This is a genomic window from Geotalea daltonii FRC-32 (assembly GCF_000022265.1).
Taxonomy (GTDB): domain Bacteria; phylum Desulfobacterota; class Desulfuromonadia; order Geobacterales; family Geobacteraceae; genus Geotalea; species Geotalea daltonii.
Map to the genome: position 1 here is coordinate 256,485 of NC_011979.1, position 24,971 is coordinate 281,455.

Sequence of the window (24,971 nt, forward strand, 5' to 3'; positions counted from 1 at the left end):
AGATCTTAACGTGGAGGGCGAGAACCTTGAACAATGATACGAAAACAAGAACAGTCAAAACAATAAATATCGATGCGGATAAATGCAACGGCTGCCGGGCCTGCGAGGTCATCTGCTCGGCCTTCCATGCCATGCCCAAATACAGCAGCAACAATCCGGCACGGTCGCGGGTCCGGGTGGTCCGTGATCCGCTCAGAGACATCTATGTCCCATTGTATGCGGGCGAGTATACGGAATCCGAATGCATCGGCCGGGACAAATACATAATCGACGGCAAGGAGTACGATGAGTGCGGCTTTTGCCGGGCCTCCTGTCCGTCCCGGGACCTGTTCCGGGAACCAGATTCGGGACTGCCGCTCAAATGCGACCTCTGTGACGGCGAAGACGAGCCCCTCTGTGTCAAGTGGTGTCTGGTCGGCGCCCTCTCCGTCACCGAAAGGGAAGTGGCCGTAATACCGGAAGAAGAGAAACTGGGCGAGATGGAAATCGGCCTGGAATCGTTGATAAGCAGGTTCGGCATCGACAAGGTCGCCGATACGGTTGCGCAGAAATCCAAAGAGAAACGCTAACCAGAACAGGATGGGTGCTATCGTGGAAACCGTAACTCCATATAAAGAGATCATCGATGTCATAAAAGAAAAGGGTGGCGATTCGCTCAAGTACTGTTATCAGTGCGGTTTGTGCGATTCGGTCTGCCCCTGGAACCGGGTACGCAAGTTCAGTATGCGCAAGATCGTCCGTCAGGGAACATTCGGCCTGACAGAGATCGAGCAGGAAGATATCTGGCGCTGCAGTACCTGCGGCACCTGTCCCAGTCGCTGCCCCAGAGGGGTAAATCAGATCGAGGCCGGCGTTGCAATGCGCAAGATCGGTGCTGAATACGATGTCTATCCAGGCCATGCAGGTACCATCCGCAACGTGGTGGCCAGCCTGACCTCCGAGGGGAACTCGCTGGGGGGGGAACGGACCAAACGGGCTGAATGGGCAAACGATCTGCCCGTCAAAACCTATAAGGATGGGATGGAAGTTCTCTACTTTACCGGCTGTTACTTGAGTTACGACCCGAGAATGAGAAAGGTGGCTGCCGCGACGGCCCAAATTCTCAACAAGGCGGGGGTGGAGTTCGGCATTCTCGGTGAAAAGGAAAGCTGCTGCGGGGAAAGCATCCGCAAGACCGGCAATGAGGACCTCTTTAAGAAGCTGGCCAAGGAAAACATCAAGGCCTTCATCGACAACGGGGTGAAAAAGGTCCTGGTTTCCTCGCCCCACTGCTACCACACTTTCAAAAACGAGTATCCCGAGTTCATGGTCAACTTCGAGGTGGTCTTCATCTCCCAGTTCATCGCCCAACTCATCAACGAGGGACGGCTTACCATCAGCAAGGAATTTGCAAAGAAGGTCACCTATCACGACCCTTGCTACCTGGGACGCCACAACGGCATCTACGACGAGCCACGGGAGGTGCTGCAGAAGGTCCCTGGCCTGGAACTGCTGGAGATGGCCGATTCACGGGAAGCTAGCCTCTGCTGTGGTGGCGGCGGCGGAAGGATCTGGATGGAGACACCGAAGGAAGAACGATTCGCAGACCTGAGGCTCAGGCAGGCGGTCGATGTGGGGGCCGAGGTCCTGGCAACTTCATGCCCTTACTGCATCACCAACTTTACAGACAGCAGCCTGGATCTGGCGGAGCATGAGGCAGTCGAGATCAAGGATCTTACGGAAATCATCCTGGAAGTGATCTAACCCCCTCAGTCTCCCCTGACAAGGGGTTTGCGACGAAAGAAGTAGACTGGTCTGAACAACCGAGCATTGAAAAGCACTCAAGTCGAAGGATAAACTTCTATGAATACTGAAGACAGAAATATTGGCGATGTACTGATTGTCGGTGGAGGGATCAGCGGTATCCAAGCCTCGCTGGATCTGGCCAATTCAGGGTTCCGGGTTTTTCTGGTCGACAAATCGCCGGCCCTTGGGGGAAAGATGTCCCAGCTGGACAAGACCTTCCCCACCAACGACTGTTCCATGTGCATCGAGTCTCCAAAGTTCATCGAATGCGCCAGGAACCCGAACATCGAGATCATAACCTACACTGAAGTGGACCGGGTCGAAGGTGAGGCCGGCGACTTCAAGGTGACCCTGACCAAGAAGCCCCGCTATATCTCGGAAGAGAAATGCACCGGCTGCAACATCTGCGTCGACTACTGCCCGGTGAAGATTTCCGACCCGTTCAACCAGCACCTGTCAGAAAACAAGGCCGTGCATATCTACTTCTCCCAAGCAGTGCCCCTGGTCACATACGTTGACCCGGAAACCTGCTTATATCTCAAGGAAGGGAAGTGTCAGATCTGCGTTGGCGCCTGTAAGACGAATGCCATTGATCTCCATCAGAAACCGGAGACCATGGTGCTTGAAGTGGGGGCAATCATTCTTTCCCCCGGCTACGAAACCTTCAATCCCAAGCTGCGTGGAGACTTCGGCTATGGGCAGATGAAGAACGTGGTCACCAGCCTCGATTTCGAGCGCATCCTCTGCGCCACCGGTCCCTATGAGGGGGAGATCCTGCGCCCTTCGGACGGCAAGCACCCCCACAAGATCGCCTGGATCCAGTGCGTCGGCTCCCGCCAGGTAACCCCAGGCGGCAACAACTACTGCTCGGCGGTCTGCTGCGCCTACAGCCAAAAACAGGTGATCCTGGCCAAGGACCACGACGCCGACCTGCAGGCGACCATCTTTCATAACGACGTCCGCGCCTACGGCAAGGACTTCGAGCGTTTCCATCAGCGGGCGGAGCGGCTGTCTGACGTGCGCTTCATCCGCAGCTACGTGACGGTGGGACGGGAGATCGAGAGCAGCAAAAACGTCACCATCCGCTATTCCACCCTGGATGATGGGGTGAAAGAAGAGGAATTCGATATGGTCGTCCTCTCGGTGGGGCTCAATCCGCCCAAGGACGTGGAGATGCTGGCCCAGAAAATTGGAATCGAGCTCAGCGACCAAAAGTTTTGTAAAAATAACCCCTACAACCCCATCGAGACTTCACGCAAGGGGGTCTTCGTCAGCGGCGCTTTCCAGGGACCGCTGGACATACCGGAATCGGTCGTCACCGCCAGCGGTGCGGGTGCCCTCTGCGGACAACTCCTCTCCTACCGGCGCCACAGGTTGGAGCGGGAGAGGGTCTATCCGCCGGAGAAGGATGTCTCCAAAGAGGAACTGAAGATCGGGGTTGTCGTCTGTTACTGCGGCGCCAACATCGGCAGGGTCGTTGATATCCCAGCCGTCATTGAATACGCGGCCACATTGCCCAACGTTTCCTGGGCCGGTGAGAACCTCTTCGCCTGTTCCACGGAAAACGCCAAGCAGATTTCCGACGCTATCGTCGAGAAGGGGCTGAACAGGGTGGTGCTTGCGGCCTGTACACCCAGGACCCACGAGCCGCTCTTCCGGGATACCTGCCGTGAGGCGGGACTGAACCAGTACTTCTTTGAATTTGCCAATATCCGCGAGCACTGCTCCTGGGTCCACTCACGGGAAAAGGAGAGCGCCACCCAGAAGGCAAAAGAGATCGTCCGGATGTCGGTGGCCAGGGCCGCCCATCTGGAGCCGCTCCAGGAGTTCCAGCTGCCGGTGGATCACACCGGGCTCGTTGTCGGCGGCGGGGTAGCCGGCATGACCGCGGCGCTGAATATGGCAGAGCAGGGCTTCGAGGTTTATCTCATCGAAAAGGATGATGATCTGGGAGGGATGGCGCGCAGGCTCCACTATACCCTGGAGGGGCTGGACGTCCAGTCCTACCTGAAGGAACTGGTGAAGAAGGTCTACCGGCACCCGCAGATCCATGTCTGGACCGATGCCACCATCACCGAGGTTACCGGCTACGTGGGTAATTTCAACACCAAGGTTGTTTCCGAAGGGCGGACCAGGGAAGTGAAGCACGGGGTGGCGGTGATCGCCACCGGCGCCCAGGAATACAAACCGACCGAATACTTGTATGGCACCAGCGACCGGGTCCTGACCCAGCTGGAACTGGAAGGGGAGATCGTCGACAAGACAGACAAGGTGACCGGCGCCCAGAGCGTGGTGATGATCCAGTGCGTGGGTTGCCGCCAGGCGGACAGGAACTACTGCAGCCGCGTCTGCTGCAGCCAGGCCATCAAGAATGCCCACAAGCTGAAGGAGATCAATCCGGAGATGGAGATCCAGATCCTCTTCCGGGATATGCGCACCTACGGACTCAAGGAGACCTACTACCGCGAGGCTTCGGAGAAGAACGTCAAGTTCATCCGCTATGAGGCCGATACCAAGCCGGTGGTGGAAGCTGCCGGAAATGGGTTCAAAGTGACGGTGCCCGATCCGGTCCTGGGGCAGATGATGGAGCTTGAAGCGGACCTGGTGGTCCTGGCTGCAGCGGTCATTCCTTCCCCATCCAGCGCCGATGCCGGGAAATTCTTCAAAGTCTCTAACAACCCGGACGGTTTCTTCCAGGAGGCCCACGTGAAGCTCAGACCGGTGGATTTTGCCGCCGACGGGGTCTTCCTGGCAGGTACGGCCCATTATCCCAAGCATCTCACGGAGACCATCAGCCAGGCATACGGCGCTGCCGGACGGGCCGTGGGGATCCTCTCCCGTGAGACCGTCACCGCTTCCGGGGCCGTCTGCGATGTGACCGAGAGCGATTGCGTATCCTGCGGGGCCTGTATCACCGCCTGTAAATATGGCGCCATATCGTTCCACGATACACCGCAAGGGAAAAAGGCCAGGGTTGAGCCGATCCTCTGCAAAGGAGATGGCCTCTGCAATGCCAAGTGCCCGACCGGAGCCATTTATTTGAAGCACTACACCGATGACGAAATTTTTGCCCAGATCGATGCGGCCCTTCCGGCCCATCAGGAAGACCATTTATGAAAGGCAGGGACTACTGCCTGAAAGGAGGAAACAATGGCTGCCGGATTTGAAGATAAACCCAGAGTTGTCGGCTTTCTTTGCACTTGGTGAGCGTACGGCGCTGCCGACCTGGCTGGAGTTTCCAGACTGCAATATACAACTGAAACAAAGATTATCCGTGTAATGTGCACCGGCAGAGTCGACCTGGCCTTCGTGATCCGGGCTTTCTCCAAGGGAGCGGATGGGGTATTTATCGGTGGGTGCTGGCCTGGTGAGTGTCATTATGTCACCGAAGGAAACTTCGATGTATTGAAGAATGTACATATCGCCAAGAAGCTTTTGGAACAGATCGGGATCAATCCCGACCGGCTGAGGCTTGAATGGATTTCTGCCTCGGAGGGGATGCGTTATGCCGAGGTGATGAATGATTTCGGCAAAAAGCTGAAGGAAATGGGACCACTGGGCAAGGGGGAAGGAATAGAGGAAAGTGTCCTGAAGCTCAAGCTGGAAGCCGTCACCAAACTTGTTCCCTACATAAAGCTGGTGGAACGGGAACGGCTGCGGCAGCGGTTTGATACGGAGGAAGCGTACAGCCGGTTTTTTGCCAGTGATGAACTGAATAGGCTCTTTGCCGAGCTGGTGGGTAATAAGCTGGCGGTAAGTCAGATCACCCTGTTGCTGCAGGATAAGCCGCTTTCTACCGGCGAAATCGCCCAGGCTCTCGGTCTCAACGCATCTGAAGTGTCACGGCACCTGAAGACCTCCACCATGCACGGGTTGATAAGGTTCGACGAAGGGCTGAAGCGCTACGCCCTGGCTCAAGTGTAACGGTGGATCAAACGTAGGAACAATAAGAGGAATGGGACCATGGATATCGCCAAAATAGATCAGATCATTGACAAGCACAACGGTGAGGAGAGTTCCCTGATCCAGATCCTGCTGGATATTCAGAGCGAACATCACTGGCTCCCCAAGGAGGCGCTCAACCGGGTAGCCGAGAAGCTGCAGGTTCCCATGAGCCGCATCCAGCACATAGCCACATTTTACAAAGCCTTCAGCCTGGTACCCAAGGGGCGCCATGAGGTTCATGTCTGCATGGGCACCGCCTGTCATGTTCGAGGCGCCCAGCGTGTCCTGGATACGGTTCAGGACGCGACCGGCATCAAACCGGGGGAAACCGACGCAGAACTGAAGTTCAGCCTGGAGACAGTCAACTGCCTCGGCTGCTGCGCCTTGGGCCCGGTAATGGAAGTGGACGGCAAGCACCATGGCAATATCGCACCGTCCCAGATCGCATCCGTGTTGAATAACTGTGATTAAGGGTCAAATTATGACAAGGTTAAGCTCACCAGAAAAATTGGAATGCGCCAGGAAGGAAATAATCTCCAAGATAGACCCGGCCAAGCCTTGTATCTCAGTCTGCGCCGGTGCCGGCTGTCTTGCCTCGGGGGCGGCAGATGTCATTGCCGCTTTCAAGACGGAGCTTGAATTCCATAACCTGACGACGGAAGTGAACACCAAGGGAACAGGCTGCCCAGGCTTTTGCGAGCGGGGACCGATCGTGATGATCTATCCGGAGGAGATCTGCTATCTCCAGGTAAAGCCCGAAGACGTCCCCGAGATCGTCTCCCACACCATTAAGGAGAAGAAGGTGGTGGAGCGCCTCCTCTACGTGGACCCTGCGACGGGGAACAAGGCGACCAAAGAATCGGATATTCCGTTCTACAAGAATCAGCAGCGCAATATCCTCAGCGAAAACATCAGGATCGATTCCAAGAGCATCGATGACTACCTGGCCATCGGCGGCTACTCCGCACTCTCCAAGGTTCTTTTCAAGATGACCCCCGAAGAGGTGATGGGGGAAGTGAAGAAGTCGAACCTGCGGGGCAGGGGGGGCGGCGGCTTTCCCGCCTGGCGCAAGTGGGAGGAGTCCCGCAATGCTCCTGACCCGATCAAGTATGTGATCGTCAATGCCGACGAGGGGGACCCCGGGGCATTCATGGACCGGGCGCTTATTGAAGGTAATCCCCACTCGATCCTGGAGGGACTGATCATCGGTGCCTATGCTGTAGGCGCCCATGAGGGATTCATCTACGTCCGCCAGGAATATCCCCTGGCCGTGGTGAACATCAACCTGGCCATCAGGCAGGCTGAGGAGCGCGGTCTTGTGGGCAAGAATATTCTCGGCTCCAATTTCGATTTCACCGTCAAGGTCCACATGGGGGCCGGCGCCTTCGTCTGCGGCGAATCGTCGGCACTGATGACCGCCCTTGAGGGGCGGGCAGGCGAGCCAAGGCCCAAATACATCCACACCGCCGTCAAGGGGGTCTGGGACCATCCGAGCGTACTCAACAACGTGGAAACCTGGGCTAACGTGACACAGATTATCAACAAAGGGGCTGACTGGTTTACACAGTTCGGAACCGAGGGGAGCAAGGGGACGAAGATCTTCTCCCTGGTGGGCAAGATCACCAATACCGGCCTCGTTGAAGTTCCCATGGGCGTGACCCTTAAGGACATCATCCAGAACATCGGCGGCGGTATTCCCGGCGGCAAGAAGTTCAAGGCCGTGCAGACCGGCGGTCCTTCCGGCGGCTGCATCCCCGAGGCTCAGCTGGATCTGGTGGTCGACTTCGATCAGCTCACGAAAGCGGGCTCGATGATGGGCTCCGGCGGTATGATCGTCATGGATGAAGATACTTGCATGGTGGATATTGCCCGGTACTTCATCGACTTCCTCAAGGATGAATCCTGCGGCAAATGTACCCCGTGCCGGGAGGGGATCAGGCAGATGCTCAAGGTCCTGACCAACATTACCACCGGCAAGGGTAAGGAAGGGGACATCGAGCTCTTGGAGGAACTGGCAGAGTCCACGGGTGCAGCTCTGTGCGCACTGGGCAAAAGCGCCCCCAACCCGGTCTTGAGCACCATCCGCTATTTCCGGGAAGAGTACGAGGCACATATCCGGCACAAGAAGTGCCCTGCACTTTCATGCAAGGAACTGATCGCCTTTCATATCCAGCCGGACAAGTGCAAGGCCTGCGGCACCTGTTTCAAGCAGTGCCCCGCCGAGGCCATCGAGGGGGGCAAGAAGCGGATTCACATTATCGACCAGGATAAGTGTACCAAGTGCGGAACCTGTCTTGACGTCTGCCCGAAACAATTCGGTGCGGTGCGAAAAATTTCCGGGGAACCGGTTCCGGCCCCAGTCCCTGAAGAAAAAAGAGCCCTGTGAGAGAAAACTATGAGCGAAATCCACTTGCAGATCGATGGAAAAGAAGTTGTCGCCAGTGAAGGAATGACAATTCTGGAGGCGGCGAAGACGGTGGGCATCTCCATCCCTACCCTTTGCCACTCTGAAAAGCTGGAGCCTTACGGCGGATGCCGGATTTGTACCGTGGAAGTTGAAGTCCGCGGCTGGCCGAAGTTGGTCGCCGGCTGCATCTATCCGGTTGAGAAGGACCTGGTGGTAAGGACCAAGTCGGAGAAGGTGAACAAAATCCGCAAGGTGCTGATAGAAGAGATGCTGGCCCACGCTCCCGACGCCGAAGTATTGAAAGAGCTGGCCACGGAGTACGGAGCGGACAAGGATCGCTTCGAAAAACATCCCTCCTTCTGTATTCACTGTGGCCTGTGTGTCAGGTACTGCGCCGAGATCAAGAAAAAGAACGCTGTCGGCTTCGTCGACCGGGGTTCCAACCGGGAGATCAGCTTCATTCCCGAGATTGCAGCCAAGGAATGCTGGGACTGCAAGGAGTGTTTCCCCCTCTGCCCCACCTCTGCTCTGCAGGCGGCGTACGTGCTGGCCGAGTCGCTGATGACTCCGCCGGAGAGTGCAAGTGGATGTGGCTGCTCCTGCAGTAGCGGGAAAAAGGGATAGCCGGACCCGCTGAACCCTTGCAGTTGACCGGCAATATATTGGTCAGGCCTTGAGAGGAGCCGAATCGTCCGGTCTTCTTTCAAGGCCTTTTTTTGTGTTCTTCAGGCTTTACCGGGGAAGGCCGTCGTGGCGTCGGGAGTGAGCGACGAGCTACAGCGGCGAGCGGACGCCCGCCCCATGTTGAGCGGAGTTGATTCGTCACTTCAAGCATCAAGCGTCATGGTATGGGTGGCACTGCAAGGGCCGCAGCTGTGGCGACGGAGCGAACGGACGATGTCGCGACGGCCTTTTCCTGGAACTCCCGGATGAATCTTTTTTAGCCCCTGCTCACTGGCGTTCGCTTCCCCCGTATGGAATTGAGGAGATTAAGGGGGTGGACTTACCCTCCCGCGGTCGGGCTCTGCCTCCGTGAGCGGCTCTGCTTCCCTCATGGAGACCTTGGACTGGGCCGCCAGCCACTGATAGAGCAGGGTTCCTTGCGCTTTCCTGGTGATCTCTTCTTTTTCCAGTGGACGGATTTCCCTGGCGGGCATTCCCCCGATCAGCATGTTCGCCCCGGTCGTCATGCCCGACTTGACGAAAGCCATGGCGGCAACGAAGGAATTCTCACCAATGACTGCGTGGTCCATCACGACGGCGTTCATGCCGATCAGCGCATTCCTGCCGATGGTGCAGCCGTGCAGTATGGCCCCGTGGCCCACATGGCCGTTTTCCCCGACGATGACATCCACCTCCGGAAATGAATGAATGACACAGGTGTCCTGAATGTTCGCTCCGGCGCTGATGACGATACGGCCCAGATCGCCCCGCAGGCATGCGCATGCCCCGATGTAGCTGTTCGGCCCGATGATCACGTCGCCGATGATGACCGCATCGGGATGGACGAAAGAGGTCGGGTCGATAACCGGGATCACTCCACCCATTTCATATACTTTTGCCATGGTTATTATCCTCCGAAAAGCCATTAACCCCATTCCTCCTGTGCGAAGAAATGGGGCTGTTTAGGGGTTACTTGAGATGTAATCGTTACCCAATTCGCAACGAGGGATTTTTCGTCCTGGCAAGGAAATCGAGGGCTTGCGCGGAGGCGTACATCGGTACGCCGCACAAGCAAGCCTGAAGATTGACACCGCCAGGGCGGAAAAGCACCGTTGCCTAAGCTAAGGGCTGCAGCATCTCCTCGGCGGTGCCTATGACATACTTGGACATGTCCAGGGGCTTAGGGTTGCGGGGGTCGCTCCAGTCGTAGAATCCCTTGCCGCTGCTGGCACCGTACTCTCCGTTCTTCACCATCCGCATAAGCGTCAGGGGCGGATACATGCGGGGATCGTTGGACGCCTGATACATTTGCAGGGCCACCCGCAGCATGGTGGGGGCCGTGACGAAATCGTGCAGCTTGAAGGTCCCCTGGGGGTGCCCCAGACTGGTGTACAAGCCGGTATCCCCGTCCTCCACCGTAATCTTTCCCTGCTCCAGCAAGCGCACTGCATCCAGCATTTGGGGCACGAGCAGACGATTGACCCAGAACCCCGGAATGTTCGGCGCCAGGAATGGTGCCTTTTTCATGTTCAGCAGGGTCTGGCGGGTGAATTCAATGGTCTCGCTGCTGGTCTTGGCTCCCGGTACCACCTCGACCCCCGGCATCAGGGGCACAGGATTCATGCCGTGGGTGACGATGGAGCGATCCGGCCGGCCGCCGGCCTGGGCCATGGGGTCGATGTCGAGGCTGCTGCTGTTGGACCAGAACACCACCGATGGTGGAAGCTGGGGCAGGTAGTCGGCAAGCACTGAACATTTCAGCTTCAGATCTTCGAAGATCACCTCCAGAAATACGTCGCAACCCTTGGCTGCATCGATAAACGCTCCCTTTTCGTTGTGGACGCGTATCTTTCCCATGGCATTCGAGACAAAATTCGGGTCGTCGTGCTTGAACTTCTTGGCAGCTGTGGCAGCAAGCTTCTCACAGCCGGCGACCGTCCCGGCCAGTGTCTGTGGGCTGGCGTCGTGACAATGTACTTCATGTCCGCTCATGGCGCATTGGGTAATCCAGCCGCGTCCCATAATTCCCGTACCCAGAATGGCAAATTTCATAATCTTCCTCCTCCAGTGGATTTACAAATCGGCAACCTGATTGGAACATAGTGTGCCGCATCTAAATCGGTAATTAAGCACCATAATACATATTTTGTGCCAATATGGCCATCTGCCAGATGACGAAAGGCTGCAATCTTGTAACATGCAGGAATCAGAAGGTTATTTTGATGGCTGGGGGCGGGTTGGACGCTGGGGGAGAGGCAATCGGAAGGGCAACCAGAGGCGCTCATGTGAAACAAGTTTGCCTGCTGAAGGAAGATAAGGGGTAATCTGCAGCGTTTTCTTTCACTTTGTCCGTGGGGATGGAAAGATATTTTCACATCAGCTGTTTTTTCCCAGCCCATAGGTTCTTATCTTTGCGCGCAGGGTCGGACGGGAGATCTGCAGGGCCTGACAGGTTTTACCCAGACTCCATTCGTAGGATTCCAGGGCGAACAGGATATGGTCACGCTCGGCATCGGCCAGGCTCTTTACCGAGCGTTCAGTGGCCGGCTGGTAGCGGTCTCCGTCGAGAGCCGCTGCCAATTCTTCCTCGGACAACACCGTCGATTTGGTCATCAGGGCGGCACGCGTCAGGCTGTTTTCCAGCTCACGCACATTGCCCGGCCAATCACGCTTCATCAGCTCGCCGATCGCCCCCTCCGACAACATCCTGGGACGCAGGGCGGTGCGTGCGGCAATTTTTTCCAGGAGAAACCGGGCCAGGTCGGGAATATCGGAACGCCTGTCCCGCAGGGGGGGCATATGAATAGTAACGACCTTGAGCCGGAAGTAGAGGTCCTCGCGGAATGTTCCTTCGGCGACCATGGCCAGCAAGTCGCGATTGGTGGCGGCGATGATCCTGGCGTTGGACTGGATGGGTGCTACTCCCCCCACGCGCACGAATTGCCCCTCCTGCAGGAAGCGTAGCAGACGGCTCTGCAGGTGCAGTGGCAGTTCACCGATCTCGTCGAAAAACACCGTCCCGTCGCCGGTCAGTTCGATACGCCCGGCGCGGGTCCGGTCGGCCCCGGTGAATGCCCCTTTTTCGTAACCGAACAACTCGCTTTCCACCAGTGACGGCGCAAGGGTGGAGCAGTCCATGACGGTAAAGGGTTTGTTGTTCCACGGGCTGTTGCGGTGGATCGCCTGGGCGACCATGTCCTTGCCGGTGCCGCTCTCACCCTGCACCAGCATCGTAACCCGCGCCCCGGAAGCCAGGGCGATCTTCTTGAATACTTCCTTCATCGCCTTGCTTTTGCCGATCAGGTGCAGCGTGTCCAACCCCCCCAGCGGCTGGTTTGCCGACTCATCGTCAGCTGCCACCGGAGCGGCAGACATCATCGCACGCAGTCGCTTGAGGACGCTATCCATCTCGTCGATGTCAATGGGCTTGTGCAGGTAGTCGAATGCACCCGCCTTGATGGCCTTGATGGTACTCTCCATATCCTGGTGGGCGGTGATCATGATCACTTCGGCATTGGGCACCCGTGAGCGGAGTTCCTTCAGGACCTCCAGACCGTCCATGTCGGGCAGCCTGATGTCCAGAACCACCAGATCGGGTTGTACCCTCCTGGCCAGTGAAATCCCTTTTTTCCCATCGGGAGCGGTATGGACTTTCCATGACCGCAACTGGAAGAAGACCTCCATGGATTGGAGGATGGAGGGCTGATCGTCGATAACGAGAACAATATATGCCATGGTCACTGCTCCTGGGGCAACCGCAGGCAGACCCGGAGTCCCCGCGGCCGACGGATGCCGACTTCCACTACCCCGCCGTGCGCTTCAATGACTTTCTTCACATTATCCAATCCCAGGCCGATGCGCCGTTTCTGCTTCTCGTCGAAGTAGTAGGGCAGGAGTTCCGCGGGGATGCCGGGCCCGTTGTCGGCGACGCAGATAGTTCCCCACTGGCTCCCCTGGTGCTCAACCCGCCCTGAGGTGACGAAGATATGCCCCCCTCGTGGCACTGCCTCGATGGCATTGAAAAGAAGATTCACCAGGGTCTGCTCGATACGGTGGGGGTCGATTCGCAATCGGTCCAGCTTCGGGCTCAGCCGCAGGGAGGCCTTTACCCCCTTATGCTCCATGCGCGTCCGGAGCGCGTCCACGCAGTCCTGGATGAAGGGTCGCAGGAGCACGATTTCCCGGTTCAGGCGGAATGGCCGGGCGAGATGCATCATCTCCAGCACCGAACGTTCAATGCTCTCCACCTCTTTGCGGGAGATCTCCAGCAGACGATGATGGGTGGGATTGCCATCGAGTTCCGCTGCCAGCATCTGCACATTCATCTTGATGGCGGTCAATGGATTGCGGATGTCGTGGGCCAGGGAGGCTGCCTGCTGGGCGAGGGCATTGAGCGTCTCCGCCTCCCTTGTTTTCTGCTCCAGTTCCTTGCGCTCGCTGATATCACGGCAGATCCCCAGGCTGGCCGCCTTCCCCTCGTAGGAGGAAATCTTGGCGAGCGCCTCGGTCGGCAGTTTCCTGCCGTTCGACTGCAGGCGGAAATACTCCACAAGACTGGTCGACTGGCTGGTACGTGATTGTTCGGAGGAACGCTCCACATCCCCCCTCGATTCCGGGGCGACCAGCTCAAGAAACGGTATTCCCACGATTTCCTTCATGGGACGGCCATGCATGGCGCAAAAGGCACTGTTGGCGAAGACCACCACCCCGTCGTGGAGAACGTAATAGCCGTCACGGATGTCCTCCACCAGGGCCTTGTACTTGCTCTCCGATTCCGACAGTTCCCGTGTCCTTTTGGCTACTTCCTTTTCCAGCACGACGGTCTGCTGCCGCATATACTCTTCATGGAGCCCCTGGAAAAAATCGCTGAATTTTCCCACCGTCTGGGAAATACAACTCCCCAACCGGGCGATGGCCTCGTCCCGCTCGTCATCCCGGGCATTCCTGATGATAAAGGGCGTCACCACCTGCTGATAGAGCATGAAAGCCTTTTGCACGTCGGACAGTTTGTATCCCTGGGCAAGCCTCCTGCGCGCGATAAAGGTGATGAAGGCATCGAGCTCGTCCCAGCCCCCTCCGTCGAGAACCAGGCTATACGCAGCAGTCGCCTGACTGACCAACGGCCGGAGATTCGCCTCCGCTTCGCGATGATAGGGCGCTGACCGGTCGGAAAGCATCCTGCCGACCCACACATCGACGATCTCCCCGTGGTATTTCCCCAGTGTTTTGAAAACGTCCATTACGCCTCCCTGCTGTGGAACTCTTCTGCGACAATGGCGTGCATTGACTGTGGTGAAAATAATTTTCCCTGTCCCCTGGTGCAATCTCTTCTCATGAAGTCAATAACAGTGTTATTGAAAAAAATCATCACGCTCCCACTGTACCATTGAAAAATTCTTTCCACAACCATTTAAGAAAACCGCAAACAAACACTGTTTTTGTGTGGCATGATGCTTGCTGAATGGCACATATACCGCAAAAAACGGATGAATGACGATCCGGTAACGGTTTTAATAGACAATACTGAAAGGAGGATTAATGGCATGATAAAAAATGGTTTTACTGAATGGCCGGAGGATTTCGCGCAAGCGTACCGGGATGCCGGTTACTGGCGAGACCAGACAATCGGCGAGGTGCTTGCAGAACGCTTCGCACGTTTCGCGGACAGAACCGCACTTATCGCTGAAGACGGGGCACACTATACCTATGCCGATCTGGACCGGCTTTCCACCCGCCTTGCCCTGCATTTCAAAAACCTGGGACTCCAACCATACGATCGGGTCATCCACCAGATCCCCAACGGCCCGGTAAGCGTCCTGACTTTTCTCGGGCTGCTCAAGGCGGGCGCCGTACCGGTGATGACACTGCCCCCCCACCGGGAAGCGGAGATCGGCCACTTTGCCCGGCTTTCCGGGGCGCGTGGCTACGCCATAGCCAGCCAGGTGCGTGAGTTCGACTTCCAGGCCCTGGCCGGCACGGTGCAGGAACAGAATCCGTCCCTGGAATTTGTACTGGTAACCGGCGGCATGCCCGGTCCCGGCTATCAGTCCATCGATGCCATGCTGCTCGACCCCATCGAGGAACGGGCAGGCAGTACCAGCCTGCCGCGACCCGATCCGGATTTTCCTGCCGTGCTGCTCCTGTCCGGTGGGACCACCGGCATTCCAAAGCTCATACCGAGAACCCACAACGACTATGCGTACAACTTTCTTCGCTGCGCCGAAGTATGCGGGCTTGACGGGGAGACCTCCGTACTCGTCGCCGTGCCGCAGGCACACAATTTTGCCCTTGCCTGCCCGGGGCTGTTGGGCACCCTTGCCACCGGCGGCTGCGAACTGCTGTCGGCAAACACCGCTACCGAACAGCTCATGAAGCTGATAGAGACGCACCGGTTGACCCATTTCATTGCCGTGCCGACGATGATTCTCGGCCTCCTCGACCATCCCGAGCGTGGCAAGTACGACCTCTCCTCCCTGCGGATGATCCTCACCGGCGGCTCGAAACTCAACCCGGAAGTGGCCCTGCGTCTGCGTCCGGAACTGGGATGTGACGTCCTGCAGGTCCTGGGCATGGCAGAAGGACCTCTCTATTGGACACGTCTGGAAGACCCGGACGACGTGCGGCTGCATACCCAGGGCCGCCCCCAGTCCCCCGGCGACGAATTCCGTATCGTTGACCCGGAGAGCGGCAAAGAGGTGGCGCCGGGAGAAGTGGGAGAGCTCTGGTGCCGAGGACCCCACACGATCCGTGGCTATTATCGCGCCGACGAGCACAATACGCGGGCCTTCAGCTCCGACGGATTCTACAAGTCGGGAGACCTGGTGCGGCTGCACGAAAGCGGCAACATCGTTGTCGAGGGACGGAACAAGGACTGCATCAACCGGGGAGGGGAAAAGATCAGCGCCGAAGAGATCGAAAACCATCTCATCGCCCATGGGTCGGTGCTCAATTGTGCGGTCGTCGCCATGCCGGATGCCATTTTCGGTGAAAAATGCTGTGCCTTTGTCGTCCCCGCTCCGGGCGCTTCCCTGACCCTGGAGGGTCTGTGCGACTTTCTCATCAAGGAAAGAAAGATCGCCCGGTTCAAGCTTCCGGAGCGGTTGGAAACCTTGGACGCCCTTCCCCTGACAAACGTGGGCAAGATCAATAAAAAAGCCCTGCGTGAGATCATCGTGCAACTTCAGCAGGCTGCGTGATCATCTGCTGGCATGCCCGCAAAGAGGGCATGGCCGGACGTTGCAGCATTTTTTGTACATAGATCGCTTTCCGGCGATTCGGACCACCTTCAGACCATGGGGCGGTCGGCACATGAAAAAACCGATGCCGCCCGGAATTTGAGAGGATTAACATGACAACAAACGCGCAGACAAAACCCTCCGTAAGCTTTACCCAATGGTGCGACAGCTTGTCGTTCAACAGGTTTCACGCCATGGTCATGGCACTCGCCGCCCTGATCCTGGTCTTCGACGGTTACGACGCCCAGATCATCGCCTATGTCATGCCGCAACTGGTCAAGGAATGGCACCTGACCCCGGTGGAGGCTGGTTCCATGGCCTCCTACGGTTTCATCGGTCTCATGATCGGCGCGGCCGGCTTCGGCACCTTCGCCGACAGGCTTGGCCGCAAGAAGGGAGTGATGATCGCCTTGGTCGTATTCTCCGTCTTCAGCGGGGCGGCTTACTGGGCGCCCAATTTCAAGGTGTTCTGTCTCCTTCGTTTTCTCGCCGGCATCGGCATGGGGGGCGCGATGCCCCTGACCATTACGCTGGTGACGGAATTCGCCCCTGCCAAGGCACGGGCCAAGGCGGTAAGCGCCATGTTTGCCGGATTTACCCTGGGATGGGGCGTTGCGGCACTGGTGGCCATGGTCGGCATACCTGCCTTGGGATGGCGGATGGTGCTTCTTTTCGGTTTTCTGCCGGTGCTTATTCTTCCCCTTCTGCAGAAGGCCCTGCCGGAGTCGGTGCGCTTCCTGGCATCGAAAGGGCGTCACGAGGAGGCGATACTTGAAATACAGCGGATGGAAAAAGCCGCAGGACTGCCACCGGCTGCGTGGACCAAGGAGTCGTTTCAAACCGGACCGGTGGAGCCAGGCAGCAGCCTGACCCAGCTTTTCTCTCCCGGATTTTCATTCATGACACCGCTCATCTGGGCAACTTACTTCCTGAACCTCCTGGTGGTCTACGGGCTGGCTACCTGGCTCCCATCGCTTCTCGTCAAGGCAGGGTTTTCCCTGGTCAAGAGTTACAGTTTCGGCATGGTCCAGGCAATAGGCGCTTCCCTCGGCGGCTTTCTTCTCGGCTGGATGATGGACCGATTCGGCCGGAAGAGCGCTCTGATCTTTGCCTACATGGCCGGAGGGGTTGTCGTAGCCCTGTTCGGCACAGTATCGAGCAATACGGCCTTGTATATCATCGGCGCAGCAACGGGTGTCTTCGTCATCGGAGCGCAAATAGCCCAACATGTGGTGACCGGCGAACTCTATCCGACCAGCATCCGTTCCACCGGGGTTGGCTATGCCCTCACCGCGGGCCGTCTCGGTTCGATTGCAGGCCCCTTGCTGGGCGGAGCGCTCCAGATGGCCGGCGTTACCTTCAGCCAATACTTCCTGATCTTCGCGGTTCCCAGCTTCCTGTGCGCCGGACTGGTCTATTTGTATCGGGTCAATGTGAAAGACGAAGGACTTGAAACAGTCCATGAAAGACTGGTATCCGTTGAGGAGTAGGTAATCGCTTCATTGCCACCTGTCCTCGGCTGTGCCGGGGGCAGGTGCACCTGTCGCGGAAACAGCGGCGGCCCCGCCTGGGCTGCTATAGTGGCCTGTAATTCTTGCCCTCCTGCTGTTGTGTTCCACAAAAACAGTGGCGTTTCATGTGACGAAATGCTATTACAAGGGGAAACGCCGGGTGACTGGCAGGAAGGTCGACAGGTGCCGATGACCGAAAACAACTCCCCCACCAAGATCAAGGAAGACGAAAAATACAACATTCGCGCCATCGAGCGCGCCCTTTCAGTGCTGGAAGCCTTTTCCATCGAGCGCCGCAAGCTCTCCCTCGATGAACTCACCAAGCTGATCGGGCTTTCCAAACCCACCGTCTTTCGCATCCTTTCTACATTGCAGAGCAGGAAATTTATTTATCTGGACAAAGGCGACGGGCGCTATCGGCTGGGCTCTGTTTTTCTCACCCTCGCCTCTGCGGTCCACGGTTCATCCGGTCTCGGCGCCATTGCCCGCCCGCATCTGACCACATTGCGCAATTCCACACAGGCGACGGTCCTTCTTGGCGCCCTCCTGGAGGATCACCTTGTCTATCTGGACAAGACCGAGGGACGCGGGCCGGTCCGCCTGGCCAACGACATCGGCTGGCGGCGCGATCCTGCCCATTACGGCATGCTGGGCATGACGCTCATGGCCTTCCTTGATCCCGCCGAGGCCGAACGTCTGCTGGATGAGTTTCCCCTTGCTCCGTATACCGAAAAATCCCTGAATGATCGGCTGCTCTTCCTTAAACGCCTTGATGACATACGGCGGCTCGGTTATGCCCTGGAGTTCGAGGAGGCGATAGATGGCGTCTGGGGCGTCGCCGCTCCGGTTTTGAATGCGGCAGGAGAGATCATCGCTGCCGTCGGGGCTGCCCTGTCCATGTCTGCCTGCAGCGACGAACGCATTGCCGATACCATTAACAGCGTCACCGCCTGTGCCGGGGCTATTTCTTCGGATCTTGGCCACAGGCGATAAGGCCTCCCCTCACAGCGGTGTCCCGGCAGAGACTGCCTCACCCCTTCCCCTTATTTCTCACTTGTATCCCAGTTGCAAAAAGTATTGAACAGCTCTTGCCCTTTGTTGTGCACGTGGATTTGCCCCCCTGTTCTTCCCCTCCACCAAAAATATTCAATAGAACATTATTTTATTGACAACTTCGTGGCAGCGTGGATAATAATATCAAAAAATAAAATATAATTTCACACAGTGAAATAATGTGGTGCGGCAGTACCGGGAAGATGATGGTAACGATATTGGAGAAAAAGAAATCGCTGTTTTACCGCAGGAAGTACTGACGCAAGAACAGTTTTTTTGCCGAAATAATCGTATTGAAGTACCGGGTTGCATATTTAGATGGAGAAACTGGAAACCCGGGAAGGGGTAAGCTAATGAAGTACGCAGAGACAGGCTTTGCATTGGAAGTCGATCTGACTAGAGGAAATATCGAAAAAGTCCCCACCGACCCGAAGATGACCGGGCTCCATTTGGGTGGGGACGGTGTTGCCGCTGCCATTCTTTGGGAACGGGTGCCACCTGAGGTTGCCCCACAATCACCCGCCAACCTGCTCATTTTCAGCGCCGGTCTTCTGGCAGGCACACCGATCCCCGGCGCCAATCGTACCTGTGTCAGCAGCATCAGCCTTCAATCGAACCTCCTCGTAAATGCGAACTTTGAAGGGTTTTTCGCGCCGGAGCTGAAACATGCGGGCTATGACAGGGTCGTCATCCGCGGCAAGTCGACCAGCTTAGTTTATTTGTGGATTCACGACGACAAGGTGGAGATCTGTGATGCCAGCCATCTCCAGGGGAAGAGCGCCATGGAGACCACAGCCATTCTCCGCAAAGAGTTGAAGGACCCCAACGTCCAGGTGGCCACCATTGGCGTGGCCGGGGAAAACAAGGTCTCCCAGGCGAGCATTGAACATGCCAACAGCAGTGCTTCCCAAGGGCTTGGCGTGATAATGGGGGATAAGGGCCTGAAGGCCATAGCGGTCCGCGGCACAAAGGATCTGGGCATTGCCCGGCCGGATGAGCTTTTCGCACGTTGCAACGCGCTCTATGGGGAGATCTACGATAACCCGTCCTGTGGCGATCTCCTGTTGAGCGAGCACGATAATGCCTGGCATGTGGCCAACCTCCCCTGGACCGCAGCAGGCGAACGGGTCAAGGGGTTCTGGACGCCGGAGCTTGGACAGGAATGGGGAGTGCGTGTCGAACGGGAAGAGATCGGCTACCAGTGGGAAAACTATAGTCAGGAAATGGAAGAGGTACGAGAGACGGTTGTCGAGGAAAGCAAGCTAGTGCGCGGCACCGGCTGCTACAACTGCCCCAAGAATTGCCATAAGGTCCTGTCCCTGCCGGGCGAGCGCCAGTATTTTCTCAAGTCCTACAGCAGGCATGTTTACGCCATGGCTGCCTATGGAGACCTGAAGCTCAACTACGACGTTCTTTACGCCATGCAGGATTTTGGTCTGGATGAAAACGCCATGGTACAACTGTTCGCCTTCGTCCAGGACCTGCATCAAGCCGGCATTTTCACAGACAGTGATTTGCCCGATTTTCCGGCCGATCCTATTGGCCGATACCTCTACATACTGGAAAAGGTAGCAAACCGTCAGGGTATCGGAGCTATTCTTGCCGAGGGTCTTTGCCAAGCAGCAGGCCAGATTGGCAAGGGTGCGGAAGCATATGTCCGGGGAGTGAAAAAGACAGCACAGCTCCCCCTTAGGTGGAAAACTGCCAATTACGCATCTTTCCTCATGTATGCCGCCGGGGACAAGATGGATATCAGCCAGGTTGAAGGCTCCTTCCCTCAATTGCCGATACCCGACAGGAAAGAGAGGGAGGCGTTTGTCAAGGTCTGGGATGCAGCTCCCCAAAGGTTCAAGGAGTGGTTCCTGGATTGGGAGCCGGAGCAGCAGTTTTCTATTGAGGCCGCGGCAGAGATTGTTGGCTGGAATGAGGCCATGCATTATGCGGATGACATCCTGGGGATCTGTCCCCTGCTGTCGTCCTTCAGGGGCCAGTTTGGCGGCAAGCCTCCCTATCACCTGAACAACCTGCCGCAGCTCGTTTCGCTGGCGACCGGCATCGAGTTGGATGTGGCCGGCCTGCTGGAAATATCCCGCCGAAACCGGCAGCTGATCAGGGCCTTAAATGCCGGAAGAGGTCAGAGACGGGCCGATGACGAATTCCCTGCAGAACTCTGGGAGAACAGGGATACCGCAATGGAGCAGCAACACCTTGACGCGTATTACTCATTCATGGGATGGACTGCCGAAGGGATCCCGACCCGAGAGACATTGACCGGTGCGGGACTGGACCACGTAAGCAAGGTTTTGATGGCACGAGGGCTCCTGACGGGAGAATAGGGGCAGACCCATGTGTTTGCCCAACCCATGGCGCACACGCGGGTGCGCCCCTACACGACAAAAGGACATTCTGAACGCGGCGTCGAGTGCAGACATCAACAAACGGAAGAGGTAGACAATGAGGTACGCAGAGACTGGGTTTAATTTAGAGGTTGATCTGTCACAGGGAACCGTGAAGAGGGTGCCGACCGACCGGAAATTGTCCGAGCTCCACCTGGGGGGACAGGGAACGGCCGCAAGGATACTATGGGATCGCGTTCCGCCGGAAACCGATCCTCTTTCCCCCGAAAATATACTCATCTTCAGCACGGGGCTCCTCCATGGCACCCCGGTGCCCGGTGCCAACCGCACCTCCGTCAGCACCTTTTCCCCCCTGACCGGGCTTTATGTCAATTCGCTGATGGGGGGGTGGTTCGGGCCGGAACTGAAATTTGCCGGCTATGACAAAATCATCATCAGCGGCGAATCACCCAGTCTGGTCTATCTCTACATCAACAACGACACGGTCGAGATCCGAGATGCAGGCCATCTTCAGGGCAAGGGTTGCCAGGAGGTCGCAACCCTGCTGCAGAAAGAACTGAAGGAGCCGAAGCTACAGGTCGCAGCCATCGGGCTGGCAGGTGAAAACAAAGTGTTTCAGGCCACCATCGAACATGCCAACTCCAGCGCATCCCGTCACGGGGTGGGCGCGGTCATGGGGGCCAAACGGCTGAAGGCGATTGCGGTACGCGGGACAAAGGATGTGTATGTTTCCGGTGCGGCAGAGCTCTGGGAATTGTGTCGCGGCAAGTATCAGGAAATTTATGATAACAAGAACTGCGGCGACCCCATGGCCCATGACCACAATGAAAGTTTCCATGTGGACAACTTTGCCTGGGGCAATGCACGCACCCGGAGAAAAGACTATTGGAACAAAGAGCGCGAGGAACAGTGGGTGGGGCTCTGGAAAGAGGTCCGCACCCGTGATTCCGGCTGCTACAACTGTCCGAAGGATTGCCACTACACCATCTCCTATCCGGGGCGCCATACCTATTTTCTCAAGTGCTTCAACAAGCTTACCTACAGCATGGCAGCCTTCGAGGAGATCGACTTCAATTACAACATCCTGGGGCTGACCAGCGCCTATGGCATGGATGGGTTTTCAACGCCTCAGGTGCTTGCCTTTGCCATTGAGCTCTACGAGGCGGGCATACTGACCGAGAAGGATCTTCCTGATTTCCCTGCCGACGGTGCGGGAAGGTTCTTCTATCTCCTGGACAAAGTCGTGCATCGTGAAGGGATCGGCGACGTGCTGGCCAATGGCGTCTATCAGGCCGCCCGTATAATAGGCAAAGGTGCCGAGGCATACGACCACAACACTACGAAAAAGGTTGAGCAGGTGCCGCTCAAGCTGGGTGTGGTCAATTACCCTTTCTTCCTCATGTACTGCACCGGCGAAAAGATGAACATCACCCAGATCGAAGGCTCCTTTCCCCAGGCCCCCATTGCCAATCCGGAAAAGCGCAGGAAATTTGTCGAGAATTGGTCCGCCGCGCCGGAGCGGTTCAAGAAATGGCTGCTGGAGTGGGAGCCAAAGCAGCACATGCCCATTGAGGCCTCGGTTAATGTCTGTGACTGGAACGAGGCGATGCACTACGTGGACGATGCCATCGGCACCTGTGCGTGGCTGTCGTCCTTCCGCGGGCAGTTCGGCGGGTCCCCTCCATATCATCTGTTCAACCTCCCCCAGATCATCGGGCTGGCGGCCGGTATCGAGCTCGATTCCGACGGGCTCCTGGAAATATCCAGAAGGAATCGCAACCTGGTGCGGGCACTCAACATCAGAAGAGGACTGAGGCGGAATGTGGAGAAGCCGCCGGAGGACCATTGGAAGATACGGGACCCCGAGATGGAACAGAAGCACCTGGACGCCTATTACGAGTTCAAGGGGTGGACCAGTGACGGTATCCCCACCAGGGAGACGCTGGACCGATTGCAGCTTCAGTATGTGAGCGAAGACTTCATCGCTCGGGGAATCCTGCCGGCCGCCTGAGGGGCAGGGAGATCCCGGCAGTAAAATGTAGAACTACAGTCAAGAGGATAGCAGCCATGAGCGATCAGCCAAAGAAGAAGATGGTCAAGGAAGTAAAGGTGGATCTTGATAAATGCATCGGGTGCCGTGCCTGCGAGGTGGCATGCTCCGGGTTTCATGCCAGCCCCAAATACAGCAGCTTCAACCCGGCCCGGTCCCGCATCCGGGTGGTCCAGGATCTGGTCAATGATGTCTATGTGCCGCTACGGGCCGCTGAATATACGCCGGCCGAGTGCACGGGCAGACAGACCTTCAAGATCCATGGCAAGCAATACAGCGAGTGCAACTTCTGCCCGGCTTCCTGCCCTTCGCGGGACCTGTTCAAGGAGCCCGATTCCGGCCTCCCCCTGAAATGCGACATGTGTGAGGAGGAAGAAACGCCCCTGTGTGTCCAGGTTTGCCGACCCGGCGCCTTGACCTATGAAGTGCGTGAAGAGGAACGGGCTGAGGAAGAACCTGCATTGGGTGAGGTGGAGGTAGGACTGAAATCCCTGCTCCACAAGCATGGAGCCCAAAAGGTGCTGGATACCATCGCCCGCCTGCAGAATGACTGATGCACAAAAAGGAACTGAAAGTGGAAACTGTTGCTCCATTTAAAGAGATCATCGATGTCATCAAGGAAGAAGGCGGAGATCCCTTCAAGTTCTGTTACCAGTGCGGCAAGTGCGATTCCGTCTGCCCATGGAATCGAGTTCGCACCTTCAGTATGCGCAAACTGGTCCGTCAGGCCAGTCTGGGACTGACGGAGATCGAAAGCGAAGACATCTGGCGCTGCAGTACCTGCGGCAGGTGTCCCCAGAACTGCCCGAGGGGTGTGAAACAGATCGAATCGGGGGTAGCTTTACGCAGGATCGCCACCCAGAACGAGGTGTTTCCTGCCGCCGTGGAGCCGCTGCGCACGGTGAGCGTGGGGCTGATGGGAGAAGGAAACCCTTTCAATGACGAGCGGAAGAACAGGGGGGACTGGGCGCAGGGATTGTCGGTCAAACCCTTTACCAAGGAGATGGAGGTCCTTTATTTCTCCTGTTGCTACCTGAGCTATGCCCCCAGGTTGAAAAAGGTGGCTGCTGCCACGGCGAACGTCCTCAACAAGGCCGGGGTGAAATTCGGCATTCTCGGCGAAAGAGAGAACTGCTGCGGGGAAAGCATCCGCAAGACCGGCAACGAGGAGCTTTTCACCAAGCTGGCCAAGGAGAACATCCAGAACTTCATCGATAACGGCGTCAAAAAGATCCTCGTTTCCTCCCCCCACAGCTACCATACCTTCAAAAACGAGTATCCCGAATTCATGGTTAACTTCGAAGTCGTCTACGTCACCGATTACCTGAACCAGTTGATCAAGGACGGCAGGCTGAAACTCAGCAAGGAATGCCCAAAGAAGGTCACCTATCACGATCCCTGTTACCTTGGGCGCCACAACGGCATCTATGACCAGCCGCGGGAGATCCTGAAGCGGATAGCCGGGTTGGAGCTGGTGGAGATGGCCGATTCACGGGAAAACAGCCTCTGCTGCGGCGGGGGAGGCGGCAGAATATGGGTGGAAACGCCGAAAGAAGAGCGTTTTTCAGACCTGCGCGTGGGACAGGCGGTCAGTGTGGGGGCCGAGGTGCTCGCCACCTCCTGCCCCTATTGCATTACCAATTTTGAGGACAGCAGGCTCTCCCTCGATGAGGGGGTGGTCCTGGAAATCAAGGATATCACGGAGATTCTCGAGGAGCTGATGTAGAAAAATTCATGGAGGCTGACTTTTCCCCCTCACCCTCTCCCACTAGGAGGAAAGGGGATTTGAGCCCCTCTTTCTTCGATGGGAGTGGCCGGGGGAGGGTGTACGGTGTGGCTTCTAAACCCAAATAGCAAATTAAGGTTCTTCAGACATTTTCAGGGAAAGCAGTCGTGGCATCGGGAGAGAGTGACGAGCTACAGCGGCGAGCGGACACCCGCCGCATGTGGAACGGAGGCAGCCTA

At 57.0% G+C, this 24,971-nt stretch carries 18 protein-coding genes; 14 read left to right on the forward strand and 4 right to left on the reverse strand.

Translation table 11 applies throughout. The features are described from left to right. The first annotated feature begins 26 nt into the window (after nucleotides 1-26). The 7 genes from GEOB_RS01050 (at nucleotide 27) to GEOB_RS01080 (ending at nucleotide 8,761) form a co-directional block, all read left to right on the forward strand. Complete coding sequence (locus GEOB_RS01050; protein WP_012645314.1) at nucleotides 27-569, forward strand: 4Fe-4S dicluster domain-containing protein; 543 nt, start codon at nucleotides 27-29, stop codon at nucleotides 567-569. A 10-nt stretch (nucleotides 570-579) separates the two neighbouring features. Then, nucleotides 580-1,743 (forward strand): (Fe-S)-binding protein, encoded by a 1,164-nt coding sequence (locus GEOB_RS01055; RefSeq protein WP_012645315.1) that lies wholly within the window; start codon nucleotides 580-582, stop codon nucleotides 1,741-1,743. Nucleotides 1,744-1,842: 99 nt separating this feature from the next. Further along, a complete protein-coding gene (locus GEOB_RS01060) occupies nucleotides 1,843-4,902 on the forward strand; it encodes an FAD-dependent oxidoreductase (protein WP_012645316.1) in 3,060 nt (1,019 codons plus the stop codon). A gap of 33 nt (nucleotides 4,903-4,935) precedes the next feature. Beyond that, nucleotides 4,936-5,709 (forward strand): hydrogenase iron-sulfur subunit, encoded by a 774-nt coding sequence (locus GEOB_RS01065; protein WP_012645317.1) that lies wholly within the window; start codon nucleotides 4,936-4,938, stop codon nucleotides 5,707-5,709. A 39-nt stretch (nucleotides 5,710-5,748) separates the two neighbouring features. Then, nucleotides 5,749-6,201 (forward strand): complex I 24 kDa subunit family protein, encoded by a 453-nt coding sequence (locus tag GEOB_RS01070; protein ID WP_012645318.1) that lies wholly within the window; start codon nucleotides 5,749-5,751, stop codon nucleotides 6,199-6,201. Nucleotides 6,202-6,211: 10 nt separating this feature from the next. Continuing rightward, nucleotides 6,212-8,116 (forward strand): NADH-ubiquinone oxidoreductase-F iron-sulfur binding region domain-containing protein, encoded by a 1,905-nt coding sequence (locus GEOB_RS01075; protein ID WP_012645319.1) that lies wholly within the window; start codon nucleotides 6,212-6,214, stop codon nucleotides 8,114-8,116. A gap of 9 nt (nucleotides 8,117-8,125) precedes the next feature. Continuing rightward, entirely contained in the window at nucleotides 8,126-8,761 is a 636-nt protein-coding gene (locus GEOB_RS01080; protein ID WP_012645320.1) for a 2Fe-2S iron-sulfur cluster-binding protein, read from the forward strand. A 365-nt stretch (nucleotides 8,762-9,126) separates the two neighbouring features. Here GEOB_RS01080 and GEOB_RS01085 read toward each other — a convergent pair whose 3' ends face one another. The 4 genes from GEOB_RS01085 to GEOB_RS01100 all read right to left on the reverse strand — a co-directional run bounded on the left by GEOB_RS01085 (nucleotide 9,127) and on the right by GEOB_RS01100 (nucleotide 14,040). Then, a complete protein-coding gene (locus GEOB_RS01085; RefSeq protein WP_041267239.1) occupies nucleotides 9,127-9,702 on the reverse strand; it encodes an acyltransferase in 576 nt (191 codons plus the stop codon). Between the two features lie 214 nt (nucleotides 9,703-9,916). After that, nucleotides 9,917-10,852 (reverse strand): 3-hydroxyacyl-CoA dehydrogenase family protein, encoded by a 936-nt coding sequence (locus GEOB_RS01090; RefSeq protein WP_012645322.1) that lies wholly within the window; start codon nucleotides 10,850-10,852, stop codon nucleotides 9,917-9,919. Between the two features lie 324 nt (nucleotides 10,853-11,176). Then, nucleotides 11,177-12,535: a sigma-54-dependent transcriptional regulator gene (locus GEOB_RS01095; RefSeq protein ID WP_012645323.1), complete on the reverse strand. Its 1,359-nt coding sequence runs from the start codon at nucleotides 12,533-12,535 to the stop codon at nucleotides 11,177-11,179. Nucleotides 12,536-12,537: 2 nt separating this feature from the next. Next, nucleotides 12,538-14,040: a two-component system sensor histidine kinase NtrB gene (locus tag GEOB_RS01100; protein ID WP_012645324.1), complete on the reverse strand. Its 1,503-nt coding sequence runs from the start codon at nucleotides 14,038-14,040 to the stop codon at nucleotides 12,538-12,540. A 303-nt stretch (nucleotides 14,041-14,343) separates the two neighbouring features. Between GEOB_RS01100 and GEOB_RS01105 the strand changes: the two genes are divergently transcribed. From GEOB_RS01105 to GEOB_RS01135, 7 genes are all read left to right on the forward strand, one after another. Further along, nucleotides 14,344-15,996 carry a (2,3-dihydroxybenzoyl)adenylate synthase gene (locus tag GEOB_RS01105; protein ID WP_012645325.1) on the forward strand — a complete coding sequence of 551 codons (1,653 nt, stop codon included), beginning with the start codon at nucleotides 14,344-14,346 and terminating at the stop codon, nucleotides 15,994-15,996. A 152-nt stretch (nucleotides 15,997-16,148) separates the two neighbouring features. After that, nucleotides 16,149-17,525, forward strand: a complete 1,377-nt coding sequence (locus GEOB_RS01110; RefSeq protein WP_012645326.1) for an MFS transporter — start codon at nucleotides 16,149-16,151, stop codon at nucleotides 17,523-17,525. 156 nt (nucleotides 17,526-17,681) lie between these two features. Further along, nucleotides 17,682-18,539, forward strand: coding sequence for an IclR family transcriptional regulator (locus tag GEOB_RS01115; RefSeq protein ID WP_154650437.1), 858 nt, complete (start codon nucleotides 17,682-17,684; stop codon nucleotides 18,537-18,539). A 413-nt stretch (nucleotides 18,540-18,952) separates the two neighbouring features. Continuing rightward, nucleotides 18,953-20,935: an aldehyde ferredoxin oxidoreductase N-terminal domain-containing protein gene (locus GEOB_RS01120; RefSeq protein WP_012645328.1), complete on the forward strand. Its 1,983-nt coding sequence runs from the start codon at nucleotides 18,953-18,955 to the stop codon at nucleotides 20,933-20,935. Between the two features lie 118 nt (nucleotides 20,936-21,053). After that, a complete protein-coding gene (locus GEOB_RS01125) occupies nucleotides 21,054-22,967 on the forward strand; it encodes an aldehyde ferredoxin oxidoreductase N-terminal domain-containing protein (protein WP_012645329.1) in 1,914 nt (637 codons plus the stop codon). 56 nt (nucleotides 22,968-23,023) lie between these two features. Then, complete coding sequence (locus GEOB_RS01130) at nucleotides 23,024-23,560, forward strand: 4Fe-4S binding protein (RefSeq protein ID WP_012645330.1); 537 nt, start codon at nucleotides 23,024-23,026, stop codon at nucleotides 23,558-23,560. Next, the gene (locus GEOB_RS01135) at nucleotides 23,560-24,732 is read left to right on the forward strand and encodes a (Fe-S)-binding protein (protein WP_012645331.1); all 1,173 of its coding nucleotides are present in this window, start codon (nucleotides 23,560-23,562) and stop codon (nucleotides 24,730-24,732) included. Before GEOB_RS01130 ends, GEOB_RS01135 begins: the two co-directional genes overlap by 1 nt. Nucleotides 24,733-24,971 lie beyond the last annotated feature (239 nt).

Coding starts and splice junctions, on each gene's coding strand:
- GEOB_RS01055 (WP_012645315.1), top strand. CDS start 580: ATGGGTGCTATCGTGGAAACCGTAACTCCATATAAAGAGATCATCGAT.
- GEOB_RS01060 (WP_012645316.1), top strand. CDS start 1,843: ATGAATACTGAAGACAGAAATATTGGCGATGTACTGATTGTCGGTGGA.
- GEOB_RS01070 (WP_012645318.1), top strand. CDS start 5,749: ATGGATATCGCCAAAATAGATCAGATCATTGACAAGCACAACGGTGAG.
- GEOB_RS01075 (WP_012645319.1), top strand. CDS start 6,212: ATGACAAGGTTAAGCTCACCAGAAAAATTGGAATGCGCCAGGAAGGAA.
- GEOB_RS01080 (WP_012645320.1), top strand. CDS start 8,126: ATGAGCGAAATCCACTTGCAGATCGATGGAAAAGAAGTTGTCGCCAGT.
- GEOB_RS01085 (WP_041267239.1), bottom strand. CDS start 9,702: ATGGCAAAAGTATATGAAATGGGTGGAGTGATCCCGGTTATCGACCCG.
- GEOB_RS01090 (WP_012645322.1), bottom strand. CDS start 10,852: ATGAAATTTGCCATTCTGGGTACGGGAATTATGGGACGCGGCTGGATT.
- GEOB_RS01095 (WP_012645323.1), bottom strand. CDS start 12,535: ATGGCATATATTGTTCTCGTTATCGACGATCAGCCCTCCATCCTCCAA.
- GEOB_RS01100 (WP_012645324.1), bottom strand. CDS start 14,040: ATGGACGTTTTCAAAACACTGGGGAAATACCACGGGGAGATCGTCGAT.
- GEOB_RS01105 (WP_012645325.1), top strand. CDS start 14,344: ATGATAAAAAATGGTTTTACTGAATGGCCGGAGGATTTCGCGCAAGCG.
- GEOB_RS01110 (WP_012645326.1), top strand. CDS start 16,149: ATGACAACAAACGCGCAGACAAAACCCTCCGTAAGCTTTACCCAATGG.
- GEOB_RS01115 (WP_154650437.1), top strand. CDS start 17,682: ATGCTATTACAAGGGGAAACGCCGGGTGACTGGCAGGAAGGTCGACAG.
- GEOB_RS01120 (WP_012645328.1), top strand. CDS start 18,953: ATGAAGTACGCAGAGACAGGCTTTGCATTGGAAGTCGATCTGACTAGA.
- GEOB_RS01125 (WP_012645329.1), top strand. CDS start 21,054: ATGAGGTACGCAGAGACTGGGTTTAATTTAGAGGTTGATCTGTCACAG.
- GEOB_RS01130 (WP_012645330.1), top strand. CDS start 23,024: ATGAGCGATCAGCCAAAGAAGAAGATGGTCAAGGAAGTAAAGGTGGAT.
- GEOB_RS01135 (WP_012645331.1), top strand. CDS start 23,560: ATGCACAAAAAGGAACTGAAAGTGGAAACTGTTGCTCCATTTAAAGAG.